Annotated in this window: 30 protein-coding genes; 10 read left to right on the top strand and 20 right to left on the bottom strand. The window is 41.0% G+C overall.

Features of this window, described 5'->3' with window-relative positions; all coding sequences use genetic code 11:
- The first annotated feature begins 471 nt into the window (after positions 1–471).
- Positions 472–1,830 carry a hypothetical protein gene (locus ABM313_RS16900; protein WP_434684328.1) on the top strand — a complete coding sequence of 453 codons (1,359 nt, stop codon included), beginning with the start codon at positions 472–474 and terminating at the stop codon, positions 1,828–1,830.
- A 48-nt stretch (positions 1,831–1,878) separates the two neighbouring features.
- On the opposite strand, the gene ABM313_RS16895 is transcribed toward ABM313_RS16900, so the two are convergent.
- The 4 genes from ABM313_RS16895 to ABM313_RS16880 form a co-directional block, all read right to left on the bottom strand.
- The gene (locus ABM313_RS16895) at positions 1,879–2,298 is read right to left on the bottom strand and encodes a (2Fe-2S) ferredoxin domain-containing protein (RefSeq protein ID WP_434684327.1); all 420 of its coding nucleotides are present in this window, start codon (positions 2,296–2,298) and stop codon (positions 1,879–1,881) included.
- A gap of 77 nt (positions 2,299–2,375) precedes the next feature.
- Positions 2,376–2,957, bottom strand: a complete 582-nt coding sequence (locus ABM313_RS16890) for a thylakoid membrane photosystem I accumulation factor (RefSeq protein ID WP_434684326.1) — start codon at positions 2,955–2,957, stop codon at positions 2,376–2,378.
- 128 nt (positions 2,958–3,085) lie between these two features.
- Positions 3,086–3,853, bottom strand: a complete 768-nt coding sequence (gene folE, locus ABM313_RS16885; RefSeq protein ID WP_434684325.1) for a GTP cyclohydrolase I — start codon at positions 3,851–3,853, stop codon at positions 3,086–3,088.
- A 645-nt stretch (positions 3,854–4,498) separates the two neighbouring features.
- On the bottom strand, positions 4,499–5,233 hold the full coding sequence (locus tag ABM313_RS16880; RefSeq protein ID WP_434684324.1) for an SDR family oxidoreductase: 735 nt from the start codon (positions 5,231–5,233) through the stop codon (positions 4,499–4,501).
- A 38-nt stretch (positions 5,234–5,271) separates the two neighbouring features.
- On the opposite strand from ABM313_RS16880, the gene ABM313_RS16875 reads away from it, so the two are divergent.
- On the top strand, positions 5,272–5,847 hold the full coding sequence (locus tag ABM313_RS16875; RefSeq protein ID WP_434684323.1) for a hypothetical protein: 576 nt from the start codon (positions 5,272–5,274) through the stop codon (positions 5,845–5,847).
- Between the two features lie 62 nt (positions 5,848–5,909).
- Here ABM313_RS16875 and ABM313_RS16870 read toward each other — a convergent pair whose 3' ends face one another.
- Positions 5,910–6,443, bottom strand: coding sequence for a hypothetical protein (locus ABM313_RS16870; protein WP_434684322.1), 534 nt, complete (start codon positions 6,441–6,443; stop codon positions 5,910–5,912).
- 92 nt (positions 6,444–6,535) lie between these two features.
- Here ABM313_RS16870 and ABM313_RS16865 point away from each other — a divergent pair, with 92 nt between their 5' ends.
- Positions 6,536–6,988 carry a peroxiredoxin gene (locus tag ABM313_RS16865; RefSeq protein ID WP_094535637.1) on the top strand — a complete coding sequence of 151 codons (453 nt, stop codon included), beginning with the start codon at positions 6,536–6,538 and terminating at the stop codon, positions 6,986–6,988.
- A gap of 243 nt (positions 6,989–7,231) precedes the next feature.
- Here ABM313_RS16865 and ispD read toward each other — a convergent pair whose 3' ends face one another.
- The 6 genes from ispD to bchM all read right to left on the bottom strand — a co-directional run bounded on the left by ispD (position 7,232) and on the right by bchM (position 12,769).
- A complete protein-coding gene (ispD, locus tag ABM313_RS16860; protein WP_434684321.1) occupies positions 7,232–7,915 on the bottom strand; it encodes a 2-C-methyl-D-erythritol 4-phosphate cytidylyltransferase in 684 nt (227 codons plus the stop codon).
- A 3-nt stretch (positions 7,916–7,918) separates the two neighbouring features.
- Positions 7,919–8,137, bottom strand: coding sequence for a DUF2839 domain-containing protein (locus tag ABM313_RS16855; protein WP_434684320.1), 219 nt, complete (start codon positions 8,135–8,137; stop codon positions 7,919–7,921).
- A gap of 163 nt (positions 8,138–8,300) precedes the next feature.
- Positions 8,301–9,812 (bottom strand): threonine ammonia-lyase, biosynthetic, encoded by a 1,512-nt coding sequence (gene ilvA / locus ABM313_RS16850; RefSeq protein WP_434684319.1) that lies wholly within the window; start codon positions 9,810–9,812, stop codon positions 8,301–8,303.
- Positions 9,813–10,106: 294 nt separating this feature from the next.
- Positions 10,107–11,057 (bottom strand): hydroxymethylbilane synthase, encoded by a 951-nt coding sequence (hemC, locus tag ABM313_RS16845; protein ID WP_434684318.1) that lies wholly within the window; start codon positions 11,055–11,057, stop codon positions 10,107–10,109.
- 234 nt (positions 11,058–11,291) lie between these two features.
- Positions 11,292–11,972 (bottom strand): restriction endonuclease subunit R, encoded by a 681-nt coding sequence (locus tag ABM313_RS16840; protein WP_434684317.1) that lies wholly within the window; start codon positions 11,970–11,972, stop codon positions 11,292–11,294.
- A gap of 86 nt (positions 11,973–12,058) precedes the next feature.
- Entirely contained in the window at positions 12,059–12,769 is a 711-nt protein-coding gene (bchM, locus tag ABM313_RS16835; RefSeq protein WP_434684316.1) for a magnesium protoporphyrin IX methyltransferase, read from the bottom strand.
- A 150-nt stretch (positions 12,770–12,919) separates the two neighbouring features.
- On the opposite strand from bchM, the gene sppA reads away from it, so the two are divergent.
- The gene (gene sppA, locus ABM313_RS16830) at positions 12,920–13,930 is read left to right on the top strand and encodes a signal peptide peptidase SppA (RefSeq protein WP_434684315.1); all 1,011 of its coding nucleotides are present in this window, start codon (positions 12,920–12,922) and stop codon (positions 13,928–13,930) included.
- A gap of 55 nt (positions 13,931–13,985) precedes the next feature.
- Positions 13,986–14,984 (top strand): 2OG-Fe(II) oxygenase, encoded by a 999-nt coding sequence (locus ABM313_RS16825; RefSeq protein WP_434684314.1) that lies wholly within the window; start codon positions 13,986–13,988, stop codon positions 14,982–14,984.
- A 30-nt stretch (positions 14,985–15,014) separates the two neighbouring features.
- Here the strand turns inward: ABM313_RS16825 and ABM313_RS16820 are convergent, their stop codons facing one another.
- Together ABM313_RS16820 and ABM313_RS16815 are read right to left on the bottom strand one after the other, a co-directional pair.
- Positions 15,015–15,254 carry a hypothetical protein gene (locus tag ABM313_RS16820; RefSeq protein WP_281006750.1) on the bottom strand — a complete coding sequence of 80 codons (240 nt, stop codon included), beginning with the start codon at positions 15,252–15,254 and terminating at the stop codon, positions 15,015–15,017.
- Positions 15,255–15,413: 159 nt separating this feature from the next.
- Complete coding sequence (locus tag ABM313_RS16815) at positions 15,414–15,551, bottom strand: photosystem II reaction center protein K (RefSeq protein ID WP_009627037.1); 138 nt, start codon at positions 15,549–15,551, stop codon at positions 15,414–15,416.
- Between the two features lie 106 nt (positions 15,552–15,657).
- Between ABM313_RS16815 and ABM313_RS16810 the strand changes: the two genes are divergently transcribed.
- Positions 15,658–16,119: a hypothetical protein gene (locus ABM313_RS16810; RefSeq protein ID WP_434684313.1), complete on the top strand. Its 462-nt coding sequence runs from the start codon at positions 15,658–15,660 to the stop codon at positions 16,117–16,119.
- A gap of 210 nt (positions 16,120–16,329) precedes the next feature.
- Positions 16,330–16,605, top strand: a complete 276-nt coding sequence (locus tag ABM313_RS16805) for a MoaD/ThiS family protein (RefSeq protein WP_190578634.1) — start codon at positions 16,330–16,332, stop codon at positions 16,603–16,605.
- A gap of 37 nt (positions 16,606–16,642) precedes the next feature.
- Here ABM313_RS16805 and ABM313_RS16800 read toward each other — a convergent pair whose 3' ends face one another.
- The gene (locus tag ABM313_RS16800) at positions 16,643–16,951 is read right to left on the bottom strand and encodes a hypothetical protein (RefSeq protein ID WP_094535627.1); all 309 of its coding nucleotides are present in this window, start codon (positions 16,949–16,951) and stop codon (positions 16,643–16,645) included.
- A gap of 184 nt (positions 16,952–17,135) precedes the next feature.
- Between ABM313_RS16800 and ABM313_RS16795 the strand changes: the two genes are divergently transcribed.
- Positions 17,136–17,789, top strand: a complete 654-nt coding sequence (locus tag ABM313_RS16795) for a 4'-phosphopantetheinyl transferase family protein (RefSeq protein ID WP_434684312.1) — start codon at positions 17,136–17,138, stop codon at positions 17,787–17,789.
- 44 nt (positions 17,790–17,833) lie between these two features.
- On the opposite strand, the gene ABM313_RS16790 is transcribed toward ABM313_RS16795, so the two are convergent.
- The 5 genes from ABM313_RS16790 to ABM313_RS16770 form a co-directional block, all read right to left on the bottom strand.
- Entirely contained in the window at positions 17,834–18,511 is a 678-nt protein-coding gene (locus ABM313_RS16790) for a hypothetical protein (protein ID WP_434684311.1), read from the bottom strand.
- A 169-nt stretch (positions 18,512–18,680) separates the two neighbouring features.
- A complete protein-coding gene (locus tag ABM313_RS16785; protein ID WP_434684310.1) occupies positions 18,681–19,319 on the bottom strand; it encodes a Uma2 family endonuclease in 639 nt (212 codons plus the stop codon).
- A gap of 186 nt (positions 19,320–19,505) precedes the next feature.
- Positions 19,506–19,856, bottom strand: coding sequence for a DUF1257 domain-containing protein (locus ABM313_RS16780; RefSeq protein WP_094535623.1), 351 nt, complete (start codon positions 19,854–19,856; stop codon positions 19,506–19,508).
- Positions 19,857–20,030: 174 nt separating this feature from the next.
- Positions 20,031–21,554 (bottom strand): stress-responsive protein Ycf46, encoded by a 1,524-nt coding sequence (ycf46, locus tag ABM313_RS16775; protein ID WP_434684309.1) that lies wholly within the window; start codon positions 21,552–21,554, stop codon positions 20,031–20,033.
- Between the two features lie 74 nt (positions 21,555–21,628).
- Entirely contained in the window at positions 21,629–21,946 is a 318-nt protein-coding gene (locus ABM313_RS16770) for a hypothetical protein (RefSeq protein WP_434684308.1), read from the bottom strand.
- Positions 21,947–22,256: 310 nt separating this feature from the next.
- Here ABM313_RS16770 and ABM313_RS16765 point away from each other — a divergent pair, with 310 nt between their 5' ends.
- Both ABM313_RS16765 and ABM313_RS16760 read left to right on the top strand, forming a co-directional pair.
- Positions 22,257–22,769 carry a hypothetical protein gene (locus ABM313_RS16765; protein ID WP_434684307.1) on the top strand — a complete coding sequence of 171 codons (513 nt, stop codon included), beginning with the start codon at positions 22,257–22,259 and terminating at the stop codon, positions 22,767–22,769.
- Positions 22,766–23,218 (top strand): hypothetical protein, encoded by a 453-nt coding sequence (locus ABM313_RS16760; RefSeq protein WP_434684306.1) that lies wholly within the window; start codon positions 22,766–22,768, stop codon positions 23,216–23,218. Before ABM313_RS16765 ends, ABM313_RS16760 begins: the two co-directional genes overlap by 4 nt.
- Before the next feature lie 83 nt (positions 23,219–23,301).
- Here ABM313_RS16760 and ABM313_RS16755 read toward each other — a convergent pair whose 3' ends face one another.
- Entirely contained in the window at positions 23,302–24,954 is a 1,653-nt protein-coding gene (locus ABM313_RS16755) for an ABC transporter substrate-binding protein (protein WP_434684305.1), read from the bottom strand.
- Between the last annotated feature and the right edge of the window lie 137 nt (positions 24,955–25,091).

Below are 25,091 nucleotides of genomic sequence, written 5' to 3'. Positions count from 1 at the left end.
AGTAAAAGTTTAAAAAACACAAAACAGTCAGCCCGCTTTGTGTTTTGGTGTAAGTTAGTGAGTAAAGCCTGTGGAAAGCGCTGCTCTTGCGTCACAGGTTTTATGGTTTAGTTTTATCGGCTACTTATGCTCAGATATCAACAGATTATGTTAGATTTTCTGTCATCTTCAAAGCGTCGTATTAATATGTTAATGGTGAGAGATGCTTAGTGCAGTCCATCTTTTGCATTAATTAAAAAATCCGAGCAAAATCACACAAATCCAATCGGTCATCAATATTAAGATAAGTCGGTTTAAATTTCATGCAATACAGAGCCTACAGCGCCCAGCGCTTAAAAAAATATCAACAAATTTAGTAGCCAATAATTAGGTAATTGTCACTAATTGTCTAGATAATCAACAGCATTTTGTGGTTGAGATGCTCGGAAAAACGCTGTAAATACGAATGAAGTTAAATGCGGAGAGGATTGGATGAGTACTGCAAAGGATAAACAAAAATGTCTAGATTGCTTAACGCAAGCGATCATAGACTTAGATGGTCAAGCTGACCAATCAGAATTAACCAAAATCTCCAATTTGATTATTCAGACGATGACTGGTCCTTGGCGATCATTTCACACGCCAAATCATATTTTTGAGGTTGGCGAAGGGGGAGATGCGATCGAAGTAATATCAGCTTTATTTCACGATCTAGTTTATGTCCAAGTTGATCAAGGTATCAGCGTCAATATTAGTCGATACATTTCGCCCTATATCAAACAAGATCGTGAGCAATTAGTCATCCTTGATCCTCCTGAGCTTCAAGAAGACATAGTTTTTAAGATAGTAACAATGCTGTTCGGTTTTAAGCATGGACAGCCTCTGCTACCAATGTCTGGTCAAAATGAGTTTCTTAGTGCACTCATTGCGATCAAAGCCTTAGAAAATATGCTGCCTTTATCTAAATTGACGGAAATAGCTGCCTGCATTGAAGCCACAATTCCATTTCGTCCACAATTAGATTCAGGTTTGACTTGTTCTGATCTACTATTCGGGCGCTTAGTTAATGCTAATGAAGAGTTTCAATTTGGGTGGGGTGATCAAGAAATCGCTGAAATCGTCAAGAGGGCAGTACGTCTATCCAATCGCGATGTAGAAAACTTTGCCAGTCCTAAGCCATCGCGATTTCTCGATAATACTTGGAACTTAATTCCAGAGACAAACCATGATCTAAAAAATGTCAACTCTTATAGTGTGCATGGCTATCGAGTTTCTATTCAAAAAATGGAAGGATTTATGAACTTCCTTTCACCTGAAATTGTTTTTCGTCGCTATCGCAATGAACCAGATGATAAAACCTATTACAAGCTACTTGCCCAAACTCAGTACAATCTAGAAGTATCAAGATTGTATTTAGGAACAAAACTAACCTCGATCGCGATTTTAGAAGCACTATCATTTCGGATTGGGCATGATATTTCGCTTTCCACTATGATGGGGGAATTACCTGTCCCCGGAAAAACAGTGATGGGATTAGGGCAATTATTACCATCAATTACCACGCCTCACCAACCTTCAAATCCTATCGAAGTTGAAGTTTTGGAACTGTTAGATAAGGGACGAAAAGTTGATTCTAGCTACGATGTGAAAAACTCACCTGTCGCTACTTTTATGGTGAAATCAATTGGCTTTCCAGAAATGCAACGTATGTTAAATCTATCTAAGGAATTTTTTAAGGGCAACTTAACTTCCGAAGATCTACTTGCAAGCTGTGACCCTTATGTAATGTCCATGATCAAGAGTGCAGTTTTAGAGCTATTTGACTCCCGCAAAGCTGCTCTTTCTCAATAAACCCCCAAAAAAAGTAGCGGCGCTTTGCGCCGCTACTTTTTTTGGGGGTTAAGCAGGTGCAACAAATGCATATTCTGAGACGATTTTGCCAGCAATGATATGTTCTTGCAGTATTGTCTCTAACACCTCAACTGTTGCAGAGTGATACCAAACGCCATCAGGATAGACCAATAAAATTGGACCGCGATCGCATACCCGCAAGCAATTAGTTTTGGTGCGAAATACTTTGACTTCGAGATCCAGCTCTTTAATTCGACGTTTGAGATAATCCCATGCTTGCAAACCAACTTCTTTTTGACAGCAGAGCGGTTTAGTCTGGTCAGCACATAAGAATAAATGCTTTTCGATCTGGGGAATTGATAATTGCTGAGCGCGATTTGCTAATTGTTGACGAATCAAATCAAGGTCTGGTAGCTCTTGATCTGATTCGTCAACATCTGGAGGAATAATTTCTGGATTTACTGCCATATAAAGAAGAGGGGCAAATAATAAGTTATTTCCCCTCTTCTTTATATGGAGAGGGGTTAGGACAGAGATTTTGCAATTTAAGGATTTAATTCGTTAATAACTTTATCGGTTTTGCGGAATTTTAATTCAGGAGGCGCATCGGGTAATCCTAGTAGATCTCTAATTGCTGAGTCGAGTTCTTCAAAGCCAAATAAACCTTCGCGATCGTAACTAACTTTACCTTCACCAGAAATTAGCACTGTTTGAGGTACTGTACCCTTGTAATAGTAGGCTTCATCGGCTGGAGTGTAGTTATTATGTTGTAAGTCCAAGCTATCAACAGGAACTGCAATTAGACTTATCGTTTTGCCATAAAATCCTTGAGCTAAGTTGAGAATTGGCGAAAACTTTTTACAATCAGCACTGTCATCAACATAAAAGACTAGCATCGCTGCTCGTCCAATCTCAAGGGATTGAGCTAAGCTAATTCGAGGTGGCACAATAGAGCCATTACCGCCATAGAGAGCAAAGATATTACCATCGTAAGTATCATCGGTAAGTTTTGCTTGCACAGGCTGGGCATCACCCAATACAGTTCCCAGAAATATACTTAGGCTTATACAACTTGCGATCGCTACACATAATATGAAATCAAAAGATCGCTTCAGCCAATTTTTCATTATCTTCAAATATAAATTCTTCTACAGAACACTATAAATGCTAGCCATCACAAATTAAAACCCAGAGGTTAGAGGCGGCACAAAGCACCGATTCTAAATCTCTGGGTTTTTCTAAAGTGCAAAGCACCTTATGAATCGCCAAAGCCATGCGCCCGAATCAGATCAAAGAATTCTTTTTTCATCGATGGGTCACTTCGGAAAGAACCACGCACGATGGAGTTAACCATTTTGGTTTCGGGTTCTTTGACTCCACGCCAAGTCATGCACATATGTTGAGCCTTGATCACAAATGCTAAACCTTTAGGCTTAATCAAATTTTCAATTGTATCGGCAACCATGATCGCCGCTTCTTCTTGGATATGTGGACGACTCATCACCCAGTCCACGATGCGATTAAATTTGGAGATACCAATGACGCGATCGCTTGGTACGATACCAATCCATGCTTGTCCAACAATCGGTACAAAGTGGTGAGAACATGCCGAACGTACCGTAATTGGGCCAAGGGTATAGATTTCATCAAGTTCTTTGGCATTGGGGAAATCAGTAACCTTGGGCATCGGATGATAACGCCCTTTAAACACTTCATCCACATACATCTTGGCTACCCGACGAGCCGTTTCTTTGGTGTTGTGATCATTGGCAGTATCAATAATCAATGAGTCAAAAACACCTTGCAGCTTTCCTTCGATTTCTTTTTTGAGTTCTTCTCGTTCGATATCGCTGATATGATGGGCGATCGAGTCATTGGCGAAAAAAGGATCGCCAGCCGCAATCACGCGATCGCGAATAACTTGCGAAATTGCTTTTCGGGTGGGTAGAGATTCAAGGACTTTGGCGGTTTTTGAATCATTCTCAGAAGTGGGACTGACAGGGCGAGAGATACTGATCGTCATGGTGATACTTACTAGATATCCAGTGAATTAACTTAAGAAGGAGGAGGCTAAAAAAATGCGGAGAAAACAGTAGATAAACATCAAAATTTTGTGTTTGAGTCAGATCAAAACCACCAGCATAAAAAGGTGTTTAACTAGCGATTCAAACTATAAAATTTAATATATTCTCCCATATTCGCAGATCTGTGGGAGTTATTGCTTCTCTCAATAGATTGAACTTTTTCAATCGTTATTTAATGTGCCTACATAATTCTAAACTATTCCTTCATGGCTTAGGCGCTTCTGGGTTAAGGTTCAGTTAATTCCATCCATAAGACATAGCGCTCTTAAATGAGTTGTAAGATTTTGAGTGTTGTGAGAGTGCGCCCCGAAGGGGCGCACTCTCACAACCTATTTAGGATTGCTATTAGGATTGCTATATAGATGTAGTCAATTGGATTTCCTAGCTTATACAAGTATTGATTTGCCAAGTCTTTAGTAGCTGGATTTTATGACTTATAGCTGCCGTCTGCGCTAGGACAAAAGCAAAACCCAAGAAGAGAATGGCGGCGCTTCGCGCCGCCATTCTCTTCTTGGGTTTTATGTCTTCATACACTTGGCGATATTTTAAACTAGAGTGGTGGCGCAAAGCGCCACCACTCTAGTTTAAAAGGTTCCTGCGTTGGGCATTAGCACAAGATCATTGATCATTGCATCGGCAGGCAGATTGATTAAAGTCATAATCGAGTCCGCTACCGTAGCAGGTCGAAGCATGGCAGCTCGATTAAAGCTGGGTGGTACTTTATCGCCGAGAGTATCCCATAGAGGCGTATCGACAGAACCAGGGCTAATGGACATAACTTTGATACCGTAGGGCTGTTCTTCGGCAGCGATCGCTTGAGTCAAACCCAATAACGCAAATTTACTCGCGCAATATGCGCCCCAATTGGGAAACCCTTGCTTGCCTGCGATCGATGCGACGTTAATAATCGTGCCACTTTTTTGCGATCGCATCGTGGGCAAGACAGCCTGTAAGCATTGAAAGACGCTGGTGAGATTAAGGTCTAGCAACTTCTGCCATTCGGTCAAAGGCATATCAATTAATTCGCCGATATATGCCATTCCTGCATTATTAATCAAAATATCTACTCCCCGCATCTCGGCAACGATCGCTTGCATCTTCGTGGCAACTTGGGAAATATCACCTAAGTCAATCGCATAGCTTTTGGCATTACTACCTGCGGGTAATTCGCTCAGAATATGCTCAGGATTGCGACTGACGAGGCTCACCTGTGCGCCCGCTTTTAATAGTCTCAGAGCTACTTCTTTGCCAATACCACTACTTGCTCCAGTAACGATTGCTTTTTTACCTGTTAATTTAGCTGATACTGTATCTGTCATGGTTTAACTTGTTTTCCTTTAGTCTATGTCAAAAGTCTATGTCAAAAAAAGTAGGAAAGAGCTTTTGGTGGCTATGGCTGATTGCAAATGTTATTGGCAATGCGATGTTACCTATCCTCGTTTGGCAAGATCCTTATGATCTGCGATCGCGTATTTTTCTCAATGAAATACTGCATGGGGTAGGGGTTGCTATCGCTCAGTCTGTAGTTTTGCGTGATCGCTTTACCCCAAAAAAGGAATGGTGGCTACCGTTAACTCTGTGTGGCTGGATTATCGGGCTAACTATTGTCTTTTTTGTACCAGCCCTATCGTGGCGATCTCAGGTACAAAGCTTGCCATCACTCTCAATTTTGATGGTTGATTTTGCGATCATTGGCTTGATTGTCAGTATTTGCCAATGGCAATTACTCAAATCATTTCGCGCAGCAGGACTATGGTTTTTTGCAAGTCCGATTGCCTTATCTCTAAGTACGTTAGGTCTATACTTCGGCTATACATTGAGGTTAACGATCTTAGCTAGTGCTTTGCAAGGATTAATCTATGGCGCTATTACAGGGTTAGCTATTATTAAAGTTTTACGATCACCAAAGACTTCACACAAAATCAAAAAATGATGGGCGGCGCTTCGCACCGCACACCACAACATTACAAACATCGCCATAGACAACTAACCTAACTATTCATTGGTATCATTAGCAGCTTCCACAAATCGCAAATCTCGTTTTAAAAATGTTTTCTCGCCTGTTTCAGTATCCACCGTTGCTCGAATTAAACTAGTCCTTGTCACCAGTAACTTTGCCATGTAGTAAGGACTATCTGGCTCCAAAATTAGTACGCGATCGCCAACTTGTAATGGTCGAATCGTGGGGATTGGCATATTTCTATTTTTGTCTAAATCTGAGTCAAGATGTTCTTGGGCTAAATTTTCAGCTACCTCAGATGATGAAACTCGATCTTTAATCAAATGTTCTACATATTGTTTGAGCTTTTGTTCTAAGGACGCTTCTAAAGCCGAAAAGCGGTCAAATTCTTCTTGTTGAACAAAAGTTTGTTCTAGCGTATTACCCAAAATATAATGTAAGCCCTGAATTACTAACTCTGACTCCGTTTTACCAGTAATTTTAATTTTTTCGACCAAGCTTGCATATAGTTCACTAGATAGCTGAACAGTTATGACATGACTAGGAGAATTAATGTCAGGGCTTTCCATGGTAGGTATTGTTGATAAGATGATGAGTGGCTGTGAAACAAATACTATGCTCCAGTCTAAACCCCAAATCAAAAGGTAATACAGGAAACTCTATGTCTGTCGAAGTCGGTCAAAAAGCTCCAGATTTTACTTTACCTAGCGATCGCGGTGATATTACCCTCAGCCGCTACGAAGGTAAAACCAATGTTGTACTAGCCTTTTATCCAGGAGATTTTTCTCCTCTTTGCACTAGTGAGATGCAGTGTTTTGCGGATGATTGGACAAAATTTCGGGAAGCTGGCGCAGAAATCCTTGGTATTAGCACCGATCCAATTGAAAAACATATTGAGTTTTCTAAAAAGTTAGGTTTACAGTTCCCCTTGCTAAGCGATCGCAACCAAGAGGTTTGCAAAAAGTACGGGGTTTCCAGTTTGTTTGGCAGTAAACGCGCCTATTGCATCATCGATATTCATGGCATCATCCGTTATAAGCATATTGAATTTCTGCCTGTTTTTAAGCGTGAAGATTCGGAACTCTTGGTCGTATTGAGAAGTCTCAAATCTTAGAATTTAAAATGAGTGGCTTAAATTAAGAGACAGACTTTTGATGGCGTGGCTTCGTTATACCATCAAAAATCAGTTCTTTGTTTTACGGTGAACCCCTAAGCACTCATCTTAATCTTAAAGACTCAGCTTGGGATGTCATCTTTTTTATAGCTATAGCCACCTGTATCAGTACAAAGTAAACCTGTAAGGTGGCGCTTCGCGCCGCCTTACACTATTTTACTAACAAGAATGGCGACAACTATATCAATTCCGCTGGTTTAAAATGAATTCAGCGATCGCTAGATCTTGTGGCGTAGTCACTTTGAGATTAGTCTCTTCACCCATAACAATCTGTACTGCTAAACCAACTTTTTCTAATAAAGCCGCATCATCAGTAACTTCCCAACCTAGTTCCAAGGCGGTGAGATGAGCATTTTTGATTACGTCTAATTGAAAACCTTGGGGTGTTTGCGCCGCCCAAAGATGATCGCGATTGGGGGTATCGACAATGGTCAAGCCATCGACGACTTTAATCGTATCTTTGACTGGGACAGCAGCAATAAAACCTTGCATCTTTTGTAGAGCCACATCACAACGATCAAATAGTTCAGGTGTCACTAAACATCTCGCACCATCATGGATTAAGACGTGATCGCAGTCTGTCGGCAAAGCTTTTAAGCCATTGAATACCGAAGCTTGTCGAGTTGCTCCACCTTGAATCAGTCGAATGGGCTTAAGCTGACTGATCTCATTAAAAATCTTTTGGAATTCTGGATAGTCATGGGGCTGTCCCATTACGCCAATCCAAGCGATCGCCTCTGATGCGATCGCTGCTTCTAGAGTCCATTGCAAAATTGGCTTGCCGAGTAGAGGTAACAGCAACTTATTGCAGTTTGCTCCCATGCGTTTGCCGCTACCCGCCGCAGGAATCAGTAAATGACAGGTCATAGATTAATCAGCAAGATGCCACCATCCAAAGGCGGGACCAATAAACCGAATTGTCACCCAGATTAAGGCAGTTGCACCAATGCCATACCAAGCAGCTTGGGTGGAGACTCTCACAAATGTTTCGGCTTTATCTCTAGTCAAAAAAGGTATCCAAGACGCAATCGGCTCAGTTTTGCCATAATTTTCGCCTAATACTTGCTTACGGCGTTTTGACTCGCCCATAAAATATATGCTCCTAAACGAACTATTGCTCTAATGCCTAATCTAATAGCAAAACATAAAGAACCATATTTTTTGTGTCACGGTTTGCCATGCTAACAAAAATTGCTTCTTTGTTTTATTGCGCGTCCCTAAATAATATCAGTTGAAAAGTAGCAAACAAAACTCAACCTAAAAATAACTTATAGACTGGATTTTGGCTTTCATCCCAGTAGCGATAACCGAGAGTATCGAGAAATGCTTGCCACTCTTCCATTTCTGATGGTGGTACTTGCACGCCCACAACAATCCTTCCATAATCTGCACCATTATTACGATAATGGAACAGGCTAATATTCCAGTTAGGACTCATTGAGCCGACAAACTTCATCAAAGCACCTGGACGCTCAGGAAACTCAAAGCGATAGAGTAGCTCATTATTGGCAAGTGGCGATCGCCCGCCAACCATATGGCGCAAATGTAGTTTCGTGAGTTCATCATCAGTAATCTCGATCGCGGTAAATCCATTCTCAGCAAAAGTAGTTGCTAGATTTGCGGCATCAGCACGATTGACAATCTGCACGCCAATAAAAATATGAGCAATTTCTTGATCAGCAATCCGATAGCTAAACTCAGTCAAGTTCCGCTTGCCCAGAAGTTCGCAAAACTTCCGCAAGCTTCCCGACTGTTCGGGAATGGTTACCGCAAAAATGGCTTCACGGTTTTCCCCCAATTCGGCACGTTCGGCAACAAACCGTAAGCGATCGAAGTTCATATTCGCACCACAGGCGATCGCTACTAGGGTTTGTCCTTCGATGCCTTCACGCTCAACATAGACCTTCGCACCTGCGATCGCCAAGGCTCCAGCAGGTTCTAAAATCGAGCGTGTATCTTCAAAAACATCCTTGATCGCTGCACAGGTATTATCGGTATCAACTAGCAAGATTTCATCGACATATTGCTGACAAAGCCGAAAGGTCTCTTTACCAACTTCGCGCACCGCCACCCCATCAGCAAATAAACCAACTTGATCGAGGCGCACTCGATGTCCAGCCTGTAGCGATCGCGACATTGCATCAGAATCTACAGGTTCCACACCAATAATTTTAATCTCAGGACGTAGCCGCTTTACATAGGCTGCCACACCCGAAATCAGTCCACCACCACCGATCGCCACAAAAATCGCATGGATTGGCTTCTGACACTGGCGCAAAATCTCCATACCAATCGTTCCCTGTCCCGCAATCACATCAGGATCATCGAAGGGATGGATAAAAGTTAAATTCTTGTCTGTTTCCAGTTGACGGGCATAGGCATAGGCATCGTCATAGGTATCGCCATGTAAGACTACTTCACCACCACGCATTTTTACCGCATTTACTTTCACCAGTGGTGTAGTCACGGGCATGACAATAATTGCTTGTGTACCTAACTCACGAGCGCTAAGAGCCACACCCTGAGCATGATTTCCTGCTGACGCAGCGATTACACCTTTCATGAGCAAATCATGGGGCAATTGCGCCATTTTGTTATACGCACCACGTAACTTAAAGGAGAAAACCGATTGCATATCTTCTCTTTTAAGTAACAGTCGATTATTTAATCTTGCCGATAGATTGGGAGCCAATTCTAAGGAAGATTCTTGCGCGACATCATACACGCGAGCTTTGAGAATTCGTTCTAAATAGTCAGACTGCACAACGCTATCAACTCAATTATTGATTTTTACAGGTTGCTGTGCTGTGAGTACTACAACCTACAAAAACTTGTTTAGGAATCTACAATTTTACTCTCTTTTTCGCTTTTTAAAGCACGAACTTACACCAAAACACAAAATAGCCATGCCATTTTGTGTTTAAAAAACCTTACTGAGTCTAACTTTTAACTCACGAGAGTGTTGTTACTCTTTCATAAATTGGTATTAAAGTTTTACTAAATCAAGAACCAATTTTTTGTGCCACAAAAAATTGGTTCTTGATTTTACTGTACGTATCTAAGCACGCACTTCAGCAAAGATCTTATTGAGAATATCTTGAGCGCCCTTAGATTTTAAGTCGTCAGCAAGTTCTGCACCGATCGCTTCAGGATTAGTCAGATCGCCTGTTACTTCGCCCTTAACTAGAGTCTTCCCATCAAGGCTCGCGACAATTCCTTTTAAAGTGAGTTTATCAGCAGTGATGGAAGTATTTACACCAATAGGAACTTGGCAACCACCTTCAAGTTCACGCAAGAAAGCACGCTCAGCGAGGCAGCGTTGTGTGGTGGGATAGTGGATAATTGGCGTAAATAAAGCCAAGATATCGGGGTCTTCAGCACGGCACTCAATTCCTAACGCACCCTGTCCGACCGCGTGAAGTGAAATTTCTCCATCGATTACCTCATGTACGCGATCGCCCATTCCCAAACGACGCAAACCTGCGGCTGCAAGAATTAGGGCATCGTACTCACCAGAATCAAGCTTTTGCAAGCGCGTATTCAGGTTACCGCGTACATCCTTAAAGGTGAGGTGAGGATAGTAATAGCGTAACTGAGCTAAGCGACGCAGTGAAGATGTACCAACTACAGTACCTGATGGCAAAGTTGCGAGGGTTTTATCCTTAAGCTTTTCATGGACTACTAAGGCATCGGCAGGATCTTCACGTTCAGTTACCGCGCCAAGAATTAGTCCCTCTGGTAAATGAGTTGGTAAATCTTTAAGACTATGTACTGCAAGGTCTGACTCCTTAGTCAGCATTGAGACTTCTAATTCTTTAGTAAATAAGCCCTTATCTCCAATTTTGGCTAATGCCACGTCAAGGATTTTATCGCCCTGTGTACTCATGGTGACGACATCAAACTGGCGATCGGGATGTGCTTTGCTTAGTTCCGCTTGTACCCAATGCGTTTGTACCAGTGCTAGCTGACTTTTGCGAGAACTAATGCGAACTGTTGAGGATGCAACCATAGGACAGAGGGTGGATAGTAAAAAAATTAATTAAGGTGGAATTTGTAAGGTGAGATTTTTAAGACAAAAAGAAATTATAAAAATCGAAATAAAAGCACCATTTTCTATTCAAACAGGTTTTGCTGCTATTTCTATGCGATCGCCTAAATATAAAATGTAAAGAATTCTTACAGCTTAAAATCTACAAGCGATCAGCCATGCAAAGCGTCGCCATACCTTCTTAGTTTTTAGCTTTTAAATTGCCGCAGATAAATTGCCCACACTATTCTGCAATTTGCAAATGGCTTTTAAGACTTGCAGCAACTTTTCTGAGGACTCAGGTTCCATTAGATGTAATGATGGCAAGGGTTGATAAGTTGGAGATGCAACATTTTGAGGATTTTGCTGAATATAGAAAAACTCGTAATACACTCCATTGGTAGTTAATCCCCAAAGGGATTTTTGTTGTTCTAAACTTTTATAGGCATAGGTAAGTAATTGCGGTAAGCCTTCCGATGCACTGATACTGGTATTTTTTGCCTCGATCGCTAAAATCCAAAAAGCAATATCATTAATCGCAGGACGATTTTTATTAATACAAATCAGGTCTAATCTGCCTGTGATACTAATATCTTCATCTTCAATATTAATCCGATCTATTTCCTGTTCCATTCGCATTTTGATCGGAGCGCGATAAAAACCTGCTAGCCTCAACAATGGCATCACCGTTAACGCCATAACCATGCCCTCTAGCACCTTCCCATCGTTAAGATAGTTCTTAAAGTCATTACGAATTTGGGTAAGTTCAGAAATCTCAAATTCTGATAATGGCTCTAATTGAAGCAAAGATTTGAAAGCGCCATAGGATATCTCCTGAAATTTGAGGTATTGATAAACTTGATCTAATGTCAGGGTGCTAGCGTTAAGGACAGGCATAGTTTTATTTCAGCAGTCTTTTGTAAATTATATGAGATTGTTCTACAACTAAAAAAATCACCGTCTAGAGGCGGTGATTTTTTTAGTTAATTGCGGACAGCTTCGATTAGGCGAGAGAAATAAAATGAGGTAGCAGTAAATTCCTTGCGCTTAATCGTGAAGCCTAGCTTCTGAAGAACACGGCGCACATCAGACTCTTTGTGTAGATAGGCGCGAGTAGCCTTGCTCGGACCAGGAACCATATCGCCCACTTTTTTCATTAGTAAATAGTAAGGATTTTGAGGGGCAAAGCTGAGAATCAATCGGGATTTAGCAAGGGAGGCAAGATGTTCAATCATCAATTCAGAATCGCGATCGGGATAGTGGATCAATACATCTAGACAAATTACAGTGTCATATTCTCCAGATAAGGTGGCTAAGTCCTTGACTTCAAAGACAGGGTTTTCAGGATTGGCAGCGCGTTCCTTGGCTTCACCCACCATCTTTTCGGAAATATCACTGGCATATACTTTTGCTCCCATTGCTGCGAGGGGAATGCTCAAACTACCCGTACCACAACCCGCATCACATACCGTTTGACCCACAGCATTCTTGTCATTTTTAAACCAGTTCAAAACATAGTCAACAGTTTGTTGATGTCCAGTACGGATATCGCGTTGCACTCGATTGACATCACCACCTTCGCCATAAATCCGCCGCCAGCGATCAAAGCCAGTGGAATTAAAATAATCGCGAACTATTTCTTTATCTTTAGGAGTTGCTTTAGTTGAAGGATTGTTGAGTGCTTTATTAGCCATGATTGTGAAGAAAGCTTACAAAAAAGCTGTTTAAATTAGTAGTTTTGTTACAGATGATGATTTTAACTCAGAAAGTATTGGCGACACGATGCACTACCTATACTTTCTGGGTTTTATACTAAACTAAAGCAGCCGCCACAAAAATTTCCTATGCAACTTAATCGCATCATTGCTCTCGTTTTAGTCGCAATTTGTTTCATCTCGGCAACATTTGGCATCCAGCGTCGCCAAATGGATGAGGAGTTAAATTTAAAGAAAGTACTCGATCGCGATCGCCTCGAACTAGTCTCATTAGACGGTGCGATTACTGGAGCAAGGGCATCAGCATCAGGAGCAATGGCAGTTCGAGATCGTCTTCGTGAATTAATTGAAGAAGAATCTGTTAAAGGCGTATTGCTATCGATTAATAGCCCTGGGGGAACAGTAGGTGCAAGCAAAGAACTTTACGAAGCTGTTAAGGATTTGAGTGAAGTAAAGCCCGTTGTCGTAAGTATGCTCGATCAAGCGACCAGTGGCGGTTACTATGCCGCAAGTTCAGCAACTAAGATTTATGCGAATGCTGGTACATTAACAGGCAGTATCGGTGTGATTTTAAGCGGTTTTAATGCTAAGGAATTATTAGATCGGGTGGGAATCCAACCACAAACGATCAAAACTGGACCATACAAAGATATTTTCTCGCCATTTCGCGAACTAGGTGAGCCTGAGCGCCAACTCCTGCAAGATCTTCTACAAAGTACTTATCAAGAATTTATCACCGACGTTTCTAAAGGTCGCAAACTAGACTTAGAGGTAGTTCGTAAATTAGCGGATGGGCGGCTTTATACAGGACAACAGGCTAAAGATAATAAGCTCGTTGATGCTATAGGAACCTTAGATGTGGCGATCGCAGATTTGCGTAGTTTATCTAGAAAAAAATTCAATTTGCCTGAAACAAGAGAATTACCAATTCGTAAGACTCCAGCTTCCTTTGAAAGACTATTAGATCAATTACTCAGTGAAGCTAACGTCAGTATAGCTCTGCCATTTTTAAATATCACTGGTACTGACAGGATTTCTGGAGCGATCGCTGATCAGCTAACGTCAAAACTAACCAGTCGCAATATGCAAACAAGCAGTTATGATCCACCAATTTTATTAATGCCAAGCTGGTCTAATTAGAGTTATTTGAGTCATATAACATGGCTCAAATAAAATAACAGTAATCATTAAACCTATGAAAGCGCAGCATCGAAAACCCCAAATAATTTCTGAAGATACTCATTGTCAAGTTAATTCCTTAATCCAAAGACTTGACAATGTAAAGCATATTGCTGATTCGGGTTTCTGGATTTCAACCACTGAGCTAAAACTTTTGCTAAGCCTTGATGAAATCTTTATTAATAGCTTGAATAAAAAAGTACTATCTCAACCTCAAAACTGTAAATTTTCTTGGCGAAACTTTGAATGTACATTAGTTGATCATCAGTTTGGAGAAAGCTTTTGGGCTATTAATACAAAACAAAACCTATTGACAGATAACAATGGTACTACTTTCCAAACACCCACACATATACCCGCAATACAAGATTCTCAACAATCAACAATTAGTGATTCTATTCTTTTAAAGATTGCTCCAGAAGTAGAGGTAATTCCATCTCCCTATGCATTGATTGATGATTTTTTATCAACAAGCCAACTAAATGACCTATTGCGCTACACAATTAATAGCCAACCGAAATTTATTCCTACTACAAATTCAGCTTCTGATCCTAACTATCGACGATCTTTTTATCTTTCCCATTTTCCTGAATTCTCAGATCTAATGGTTAATCTGGTACGAAAGATATCACCACAAATCATCAAACACTTAGATATCAAAGACTTTATGATCGGACAAATTGAGTCACAGATGACTGCCCATAATCATGGCAATTATTACAAGATTCATAATGACAATGGTAGTCTAGACTGCTCCTCAAGAATTCTGACCTATGTGTACTACTATTATCGTGAACCCAAGTCTTTTACTGGTGGCGAATTAGTCATCTATGACAGCAAGATCGAAAATGGCTACTCTGTCGCCGCAGACTCACGCAAGGTGATTCAGCCTACTAACAATACAATCATCTTTTTTCCTAGCCACTGTATGCATGAAGTCTTGCCTGTCAGTTGCCCATCAGAATATTTTGCCGATAGTCGCTTCACGATCAATGGCTGGGTAAGACATGTATAGAAAAAAGGCGCTTTGCGCCTTTTTTGATGACTAGGGTTTCGCTAATTTTTGCTTAACTTTAGAGATGATGCCACTAGCGATCGCCCCAGCCATCACAATACCCAACACTGGTTGAATTAATGGCTCCCATAGTTGTCTCCATAGTTCTAACCCCAGATTTATTTTTAGGGTTTCGCCGCCGAGGGCAACCAACAACCAAGCAAAAAAGAAAAATACTAAGAACAAATTGAACATCAAAAATTTGTTCGTCCAACGACCAAGGGTTTCCATAGTTCATTCAAGATAATACTTTTATACTAATAGAAAGCAATCGGGGTAACGTTGCCGCTACCCCGATTACTTATATCGTTTTTGTTTTATAAATGCACAGAGCGTACTTAAAAGTTTTTTATAAGTTTTTTTGATTAAGTCAAGACTTAAAATTGAAACCTATTTGAAACCTACTGCTGCTTGCCACACAAAAGCGAGTAGCAAGAAAAATACAGGAATAACAGGAAGAACGTTTACCAGTGGATCGAAAATTCTATACGCTTCAGGTAACGTTGCAATCAATAGACTAAGTGGCATTAAAAATAGACCTCCTTCAAGAGCTAAGATGAATTTTACCACGTCAAAGAAGCCATTCTTTTGTCTGAAAATTTTTTATCTAAAGGTTTATAAAATAGGTTTATTTATGGCGATCGCAAAGACTAAAAACATCCAAAAATTCCTACAGGGTTTCAATGTTGCCGTTTTGGCGTTCTTACTCTGTATTTGTACCTTTGCTTTTAGCACCGACGCTTGGGCAAGTGTGCAGATAAAGCTGACTAATATTACTTACGAGCCATGCACAGGTGATGTCGGTAAAAATATGGTGCTCGGTGGCGGTATCATGTCGGCAAAGTGCTACATGATCAAGGGAAATGCCGACAACCCATCAGGCAAAGTTGTGTACAATGCCGACATTTTTGGGCGGATCTACGATGCGAATGGTAATGATGCTATGCCTGAGAGAGCTCGACTAGGTGCAGTTGAGGAGATTCCTGCTGGCAAAAGTGATTTTGAAATTATGGTAGCAATTCCTGCTGAACAGCCTGAGCCTCTTGAGCTTAAGCAATTTAAAGCTTCTGGATTTGCTGGCAAAGTTAGACGTTAATCGCACTCAAGTTAAAATATATATAAACCCAATCATATAGAGGCGGCGTAAAGCGCCGCCTCTATGGCAATCTTAAATAGGTTGTGAGAATGCGCCCCGAAGGGGCGCATTCTCACAACACTCAAAATCTTACAACTCATTTAGGATCGCTATATATGATTGGGTAAAACCTAAGTCCAAAGTTATCTGAATTGATATTGATCCAAAAATATGGCTGTTAAAGTTTTAATTCCTACTCCACTGCAACAATTGACTAATAATCAAGCCACTGTCGAGTGCACTGGTGATTCTGTTCAAGCAATTATTGATTCTCTCGAAACTAGTTGCCCAGGTATCAAAGCCCGCATTTGTGATGAAAAGGGTAATCTCCGTCGTTTTGTTAATTTTTATGTCAACAGTGAAGATATTCGCTTTCTTGATGGTGCTAATACAGCCCTCAATGATGGTGATGAAGTAAGTATCATTCCTGCGATCGCAGGGGGCTAATCACCATAAAAGGGGATGTAAAGCATCCCCTTTTATTTCATGGGTTAATCAGAGCGATCGCTATTTCCATTACCCAAATTACTGATTGTTTTTTAGGATCTGGATCAACTTTGCCCTTGTCCCCCCAATTCTGGAGCCATTTTCCTAAGCCGCCCATGGAGTCACCCATCCACTGCCCCACTTGGGCAAAAATCTGCTGAGGACCAACACCAGTTAATACTTGAATTGCAAAAATCACTGCAACTATCAAAAATGCAGTTTTGAAGCTAGCTTTAATCACGCTCAGCAACCACCACAACAGCAGTAAAGAGACTATTAATGCACCAATCACTAGGGGCAAATTCATAGATTACCTAATCCCATCTCAAGTTCAAAAAGTTTATATCAAATCACAAAAGTGTAGTCACACTTTTGTGATTTGATAACCAAACCCAGTAAATTTTTTTAAGCAAAGCAAAAAATGGCTGCGTCATTTTTTGCTTTGCTATTATTAGATTTTGGCACGATCGCGCCATTGTCAATTGATCATCATGTCTCACGACTTACAACTTTATCAAGCTAGGCTTGATATTTCACAAACTGAATGTGATCGCCTTTGGCATCTCCTTTCAGAAGATGAGCGATCGCGTGCTGACCGCTTCAAACGTGAATATCTCAAGCGCAATTTTATCGCCGCAAGAGGGAATTTACGAGAAATTCTAGCGTCAAGGCTAGGCTGTGAACCAAGAGCAATTCAATTTGGATATAGCGATCGCGGCAAACCTTACATTCAAAATTTCAACGGGCTTCATTTTAATCTATCGCATTCCCACGATTTAGCAATCTATGCATTGTGTAGTGATGATGAGATAGGTATAGATTTGGAATTTATTAATTCCAAATGTGATGTTGATAGTATTGCTGAGCGTTACTTCTTACCTTCAGAGCAGAAAGTTATTAGCAAATTATACGATCGTGACAAGTACCTAGCTTTTTATCAAGCATGGACTCTAAAAGAAGCCTATGGGAAAGCTACAGGAGAAGGTATAGCCAATATTCTTGATCAGATAGATGTGACTTCACTGCTAGAGTGTCCTATGGGTGAGAATTTGAGAATTCAAAACTGGAATCTAAAACTAATTGCCTCAGAATTACACATAGATTTAAATTATTCTGCTGCCTTGTGTTTTGCTTCGAGTGAGTAATGTCGGCGCTTTGCACCGACATTACTCTTTTGGATTGCTCGAACCTAATTCTCAATAGGGACTTCTAATTTATCAAGATCAGAGGCAATTTCAGGAGCTGGCAAAACGAGGCGATCGCTACACATTGATCGCAGCTTATCGACAAACATTGAAGATTCAGCAAGTAAAGTCATATTTTCGTAAGCGGAACGATAGACTTCAGAATACTCAGCTTTTGAAGTTGAAGGATAAACTTTTGTAGGGGCAGTCATTCCTGAAGGATTGGTAAGCCGACTAGGATATTTTTGAGGTTTAGGATCAGCACTTTGTGGAGAAACTTTATCGATCTTTGCAGTTCCCATCATTGAGCGGCGCGGAAATGGAAGTGGGGGATTTGACTCTTCTATAGCTTTAAATGGAGGAATTTCGGCGATCGCAGTTTCACGATTGGAAGTACGAGGAGGAGTGTAAAAAATCCGATCTTCATAAATCACAGCTACATCACCACAAACTAAACGCTCAAATTCTCGGTTATAACGACAATTTGGTTCCCCTTTGCGTTCCCATAGATGCAGAATCTGATCAACAGAAACTGCTTTATATCTTCCTTGAAACAGTGATTCGATTACAGCTTGGCGTACCCATTCAGGCTTAAAACCTCCCCATGCGCGAGTCAAATCTCTGATAGTATAACCACCAAGATCAAAACTGTAATGCTGCAATAGGGCGATCGCAATTTCCATGAGGGGGACTTTGGAAAAAATTATGTATCATCATTCTACATTAAAACCCTAAACTTGAGTTGCTAGCCCTGCGATCGCCTCAAGTTTAGGGCTTTATATAGCGCTCCTAAATGAGCTGTAAGATTTGGAGGGGTGTGAGAGTGCGCCCCTTCGGGGCGCGCTAGGATTGTTATATTTGTTGTGAAAACCAGATTGCAGATTCAGTGTTAGTTTTGGTAGTTAGCTGTTCCAAAGTTTTTTCTAATAATGAGATCGCTAAATTTTGTAAAACTTGAGAAACTTCACATTGTTTATAAACTCCATTTTCATCTAACTTGAACGCAAATAGTCGATAAGCGCGGACATCAATCACCCAATATTCAGAAATACCTAGTTCAGCATACACTCGCTTCTTTTCATCCAAATCGATCGCTAAAGTCGTATCCGCAATCTCCCCTACGAGATCAGGTGATCTCCGATGCTCTAAATCAATAAATCTCGACTGTCCAGCCTTCCATGTTGGCGTATCGTCACCAACATACACAACAATATCAGGAGCTACAGCCCGCTTGCCTTTCTTTTCCATCTGACAACCTCCAAACGTACTTAATTTGATGTCAGGAAATTTTGCTGCCCAAAAGACGAGAATCATCGCAAACAAATCGCCAAATTTAGCGTGATTAATTCCTTCTGCCCCCATTTCGATCCACAATTTTTGGTTGTCAAAAAATAATTTACAGCGATCGCCTTGCTCGTCGTCGCGCAGCATTACATAATCGTCCCAAGTCGTTTGCTGCCATTTTTGTTGAGCTTTTATTGTGGCAATCATTGTCTAACTCTCATAGTGTAAAGAGATTATACCAAAGCAAAAAATGGCGTAGCCATTTTTTGCTTTGGTATTAATTAATAAAGAAAAGGAGCGCATTGCGCTCCTTTTCTTTATTAATTAAAAAACAGGCTCGTCAAGGATGACGAGCCTGTTAGTTTGCATAATTAACTCGCAAGATTGGACACCTTACTGCAAAACGAGTTTGACATTGGCATTACTTAGCCCAGGACGCTTAACTTCAGTTAGAGCCTTGTTTACAGCATACTTCTGGTTGATCGAATTGATCAGCTCAGTCTGATTGTGCTTTTTAGCGACACCCCAGAGATCAGCGATTAGATCAAATGAGCCGTCAGCATTACGCGACCAACCCAAATCATAATCGCCTTCAAGAGTTGCCACAATGTCGGCACGGATGCGTTGGCTGTTATAGCCACGAACATCAGCTTCAGTCTTAACACTGATACCTAGATCGCGCAAAGACGACTTGAGGACTTCGGCATCAGTAATTTTTGTGCGAAGTGTGCTGAAATGAGACATAATAGTTTTGCTCCTGTAAATAAATGTGAACTTGACTGTTAACTCGAACGGGAGACATAAGAGTGTTGGTGGTTCTTACTCCTATGTTAGCTGCTAGATCGATTGCCTTTTGATAAGACATTCTTTAGAATCTAGCCTTAAGCCTGCTGACTACGAAACAGCAGGATAAGCTTTTCAAAACTCCATACGCTGATATTCAGCGACTGAAGTAGCGGCGGGTCTAGCCCGCATTCTTGCCCAGTCACGCAAAGCAGCAACCTGCTCAGTCATTGTGCGTGATAAGGGAGTAGTGGATTTCACAGCAGAAATAATATCTAGCTGCGTAAACTCCCGATCTTGGGCAAAAGCCTCATACATGGCAGCGATTACTGCCTGTTCGATTTCCGCCCCCGAAAAACCATCGCTTACTTTCGATAGTTGTTCAAAATCGAATCTGTCTAATTTTTCAACATCTGGACGACGCTTGCACAGATGAATTTTGAAAATATCTCTGCGTTCTTCACCGTTAGGTAAATCAACGAAGAAAAGTTCGTCAAAACGTCCCTTGCGGAGAAATTCCCCTGGTAATTTTTCGATACGGTTGGCGGTTGCCATCACGAATACAGGTGATTTTTTCTCCTGCATCCATGTTAAGAATGTACCGAAGATCCTTGATGATGTGCCACCATCAGAATCTGCTGAGCCTGCTCCCCCTGCAAAAGCTTTATCAAGCTCATCAATAAATAGGATCATTGGTGAAATTGATTCAGCAACTTTGAGCGCATTACGTAAATTTGCCTCTGACTTGCCAACAGTTGAGCCATCATAAACACGCCCCATATCAAGGCGAATTAATGGTAGCGACCACAACCTAGCCGTTGTCTTGGCGATTAAGGATTTTCCGCAACCAGGAACACCAAGAATCAGCATCCCCTTTGGTTGAGGTAGTCCATAATTTCTAGCTCTCTGACTAAAGGCATTTGAGCGCTGCTGCAACCAATGCTTTAGTTCTTCGAGTCCCCCAACAGCATCTAAATCTTCTTCATCCTCGATATATTCGAGGATGCCATTACGGCGGATTAATTGTTGCTTTTCAGAAAGTACAATATCGACTTCCTCTTCGGTGAGCTTGCCGTTAGTGACCTGAGCTTTGCGGTAGACTTTTTCTGCCTCATCTTGAGTTAAACCCAAGGTAGCTCTGACTAGCTTTTCGCGAGTCTCAGATGACACTTTCTTAGTGCGAACCTGTCCAAGTTGTTGATCGAGTACTTCTTCGATCGCCTTCATATCTGGCAGAGGAAAATCAAGTACAACTATTTCCTTCTCTAGTTCAACAGGGATCACTTGAATCGGCGACATCAAAATGATTGTTTTCTGAGTGCCTTTAAAGTTAGCGATCGCATCACGTAAACAACGAACAGTTACAGGATGATCTAAGAAAGGATGCATATCCTTAAAAATATAGATAGCAGGATCTTTCTGATCAGCACGTGTAATCCATTTCAGAGCTGCTTCCGCAGATTCGGTATTATGTTGCGCTGCCCCTGTAGTTTGTCCATACTCAACGATGCCATGTGTCACTGTCCATGTGAACATTCGACGTACTGGCTTCAGTTCAGAGATGGTTGAAATTGCCCTTTCTGCTCTTTCTTCCTCTGGTGTGTTGAGGTAGATCAAGGGATATTGGGCTTGAATTAAAATGCTAAGTTGCTCTTGCATATAGTAATACTGAGGTTTATGCCTCTGTCCTCACCTTGTCTACAGAAAAAATCTAGGAAGTGCAGATAATTACTCTAACCAATTGAAACTAGCTCTTCATCTGGGCTGTCAGCTTTGCCAACAGTAACAGGTAAAGCTTGAATGCGATTGCCCCCGATTGCCAGCAGTTCACCATCACGAATCACAACAGTTTGAGAACAGCTCGGACAGTTGTAGGTTTGATGGGTATGCCCAATACCAGAAGATTCGACAATATCTGCATGAGCTAGGTAAAAGCTAATCGCTTTCTCAGCCAAGTCTGACATCGAATCACCATCAATAGCAGAACGAATCTTTAGCTGTTGATGTAGTCGTTCGGGGAGATAAAAAGTTACCTTTTGCTTGTCTTGCATAGTGGTTAAGAACAGTGAATACCCGGGTATGCAACTAAGTTACAGGCAGAATCTTGTACTGTCAAGGCTCTATACCATCATGACAGCAACATCTTAACATTTCTTCATGTAATAAATCTCTATTGTTTGTGGAGGCACACCCCATAGAGGTGTGCCTCCACAAACAAAAAAACTGATATATCAATCCATTTTGAAAAACGCTATAAAATTGTTTTTAGGAACAAAATCAGCATCGGTCAGGTCATAATGCCTAAATGCAATGAATACCAAATAATGCATCTAAACTAATGCATCCCACATGGAGTCAGGTATGAACGTTTCTAAAATCGGGTATTCCAAACTTAAGCTGGGTTGGGGAACCTTGACAACTATTGCAGCTTTAGTGATCGCATTTCCAAGTTTTGCCCAAAATGTTACTTCCTTGGAGCGAAATTTTCGACCTGATCCAAAACATTTAACTGGAAATGGGGGAGGTAATGTCAGTATTGCGAGTATTGCAGGAATTGCTGATAATTGTCGTGGATTTGCTAACGCTGAACCAAATCACACAATTACTTTGTCTGAGACATTTCAAGTGCTAGATCTTTTGGTTTATACCACTAACATCAATGATGATCCAACTATGCTAATTAAAGGACCAAACGGTATTGTGATCTGTGCTGACGATGAGTCAGGTGGGCGCAATCCACAGTCATCTCGCCGTTTGTCTAATGGTACTTATCAATCTTGGCCAAAAGGTACTTACCAAGTTTGGGTTGGTTCTAAAAATATAAATCAATCTTTTAGTTATACGCTATCTTTGAGTGAAATAAGTCAAAAATGAAATTCTTGAAACTCCCGATCGCTTTACTAGGATCTGCTTTAGTACCAATGTTTCTGGCTGTATCGCCAACCTTGAGCCAAGAGGTACTGAAGCCAATCTCCCCTAAATTTACCCCTGATCCTCTAGTCTATACTGGTAGCGCAGGTGGGGATATCCCCTTAGCATCTATTGCTAATGGTAAAGCTAATGGACAATGCCAAGGATTAACACAGCAGACACCAAACCATACTTTGACGGTACAAAAGAACTTTGGCTTTTTGGCATTGCAAGTGTCAGGTGATCAGAATTTATCGATACTGGTCAAAGGTCCAGATGGGATTTACTGTCGTAGTGGTAGAAGTCCTGAACTATCAGGTGCTTGGGTGGCGGGAAATTATGAAATCTGGGTTAGTACACCCGATGGCGATCGCGCATCATATCGTCTAACGATTAGTGAAACTAGCCAGTAATTACAACTCTAGATAAGCCATTTAAAGTACCGCGAAGCGGTGCTTTAAATGTAACAAAAAGGAGCGTCAAGCGCTCCTTTTTGTTATTTGGAAATATTCCAGTAAGGAAGTTGTTGATTTGGTTCGATTTTGACTCCCTGTAAACCTCTTTGGGCAAAGGCATATTCTTTGTTTTGCCAGAGCGGAATAAAAGGTACATCCTTAGCCAAGATTTCTTGGATTTTTTGAAGTATTTGCGAGCGCTTAACCTCATCGCGCTCTTTACGCTGCTTGGCAATTAATTCATTCATTTCAGGGTTGTTATAAAACGAGCCTTGAAATTGAGTACTTCCTTTTGTACAGCGATCACCTTCGGCCTCTTCGCATTCTAAAAATGGCTTGATGTAGTTGTCAGGGTCGAGAATATCAGGAATCCAATCAAGTAAATAAGCAGGATATACACCTTTATCCAAAAAAGCATAACCAACAGTATTTTCTACGCGCTCAGTTTTAATCTGCAAAATTTTGCCGACATTTTTTTGAATTGAAGCACGCATCGTACTGGCGATTAAGTCACCATTACCACCATATTTTGGGGAGTACCAAATGGTAATTTGAGCAGGCTTATCGTCAGAATATCCTGCTGATTCCAGCAATTGCCGCGCTAGTTTGCCGTTACCATCCCCATATTTTTGTTCAAATACAGGCTTAGACTCTTTAAAAGCACTAGGAATTAAGCTATACAGTGGTGCACGCTGATTAAGAAATATACGTGACTCTAGAAGAGGTCGATCAATCGCCGCAGATAATGCTTGACGCACACGCACGTCATTTAGTGGTGCTTGTTGAGTATTTAGTACCATATACAAAATGGTTGCACCTTGACCTGAGGCAATCGTCCAGCCATTTTGTTTCGCGTTAATTTCTAGATTTTTGACCTGAGTTGGTGTAAGGGTCTGAAATGCAATATCGACAGCACCCGTTTTAAATGCATTAAGTAAGTTGGAATTAGAGGAGAAAAACTGAATATCAAATCCTTTATTGGCAGGCTTTTTACCCCAATAATCAGGAAATGTATCTAAACGCAAGTAACTACCCTCAACAAACTGGGTAACTTGATAGGGTCCAGTTCCTACTAATTTATCGGGTAAAAATAGTAGTTTGCCTGTCTTTTCATCTTTAATGTGTTTGTAAACCTGTGGCGAAATCGCTGCTGCGCCTGTAAAAGCTAAAAACTTTGGGAAAAATTGTAAAGGTTGTTTGAGCTTAAAAATTAGTTCAGTCTCGCTCGGTGCAGAAATAGCTTCAATCACATCACTCAAGATATATGCTGGCGCACCTTTAGAATTTATGAAGCGTTCCAATGCGAATTTCATCGTGTAGGCATTAAAGTTGGTGCGATCATGAAATTTGATCCCTGTCCGCACAGGTACGGTATAAGTTAAGCCATCTTCGCTAACCTTGGGCATATCCGCCGCTAGTTGTGGAATTACCTCGTTGGAGCCTTCTTTGTAGGTGTAAAGACGTTCGAGCGTATTGTAGAAAATATTGCTAATAAAAAATTCGTTAGCATCGGCTGGGTCGAGAGTACGAATTTTGCTGGTTGTACCTAAGACGATACGCTCATCGGTACGATCGCTAATCCCCAGTCTATTAACGTTATTGATGATTTTGCCATTGGTGCAGGCAAATAGTGTGGTTAGTGTGATTAGGGCGATCGCAAACCAAGAAAAAAAGCGACGCAGCAGATATCTCATTGATCTATATTATTGGTGTATTAGCCGAAAACATAACTGGATTTCTTACTGCTAAATCTTCTCACAATGTCGTAGTTATATAGCAATGTAAGTTTTGCTTAGGACATAAAACCAAATTTGAAAGTCCGCCATTGGCG

Source organism: Pseudanabaena minima str. Chao 2107, assembly GCF_051131155.1.
GTDB lineage: Bacteria > Cyanobacteriota > Cyanobacteriia > Pseudanabaenales > Pseudanabaenaceae > Pseudanabaena > Pseudanabaena minima.
This window is presented reverse-complemented; position numbering and strand designations above follow the sequence as displayed.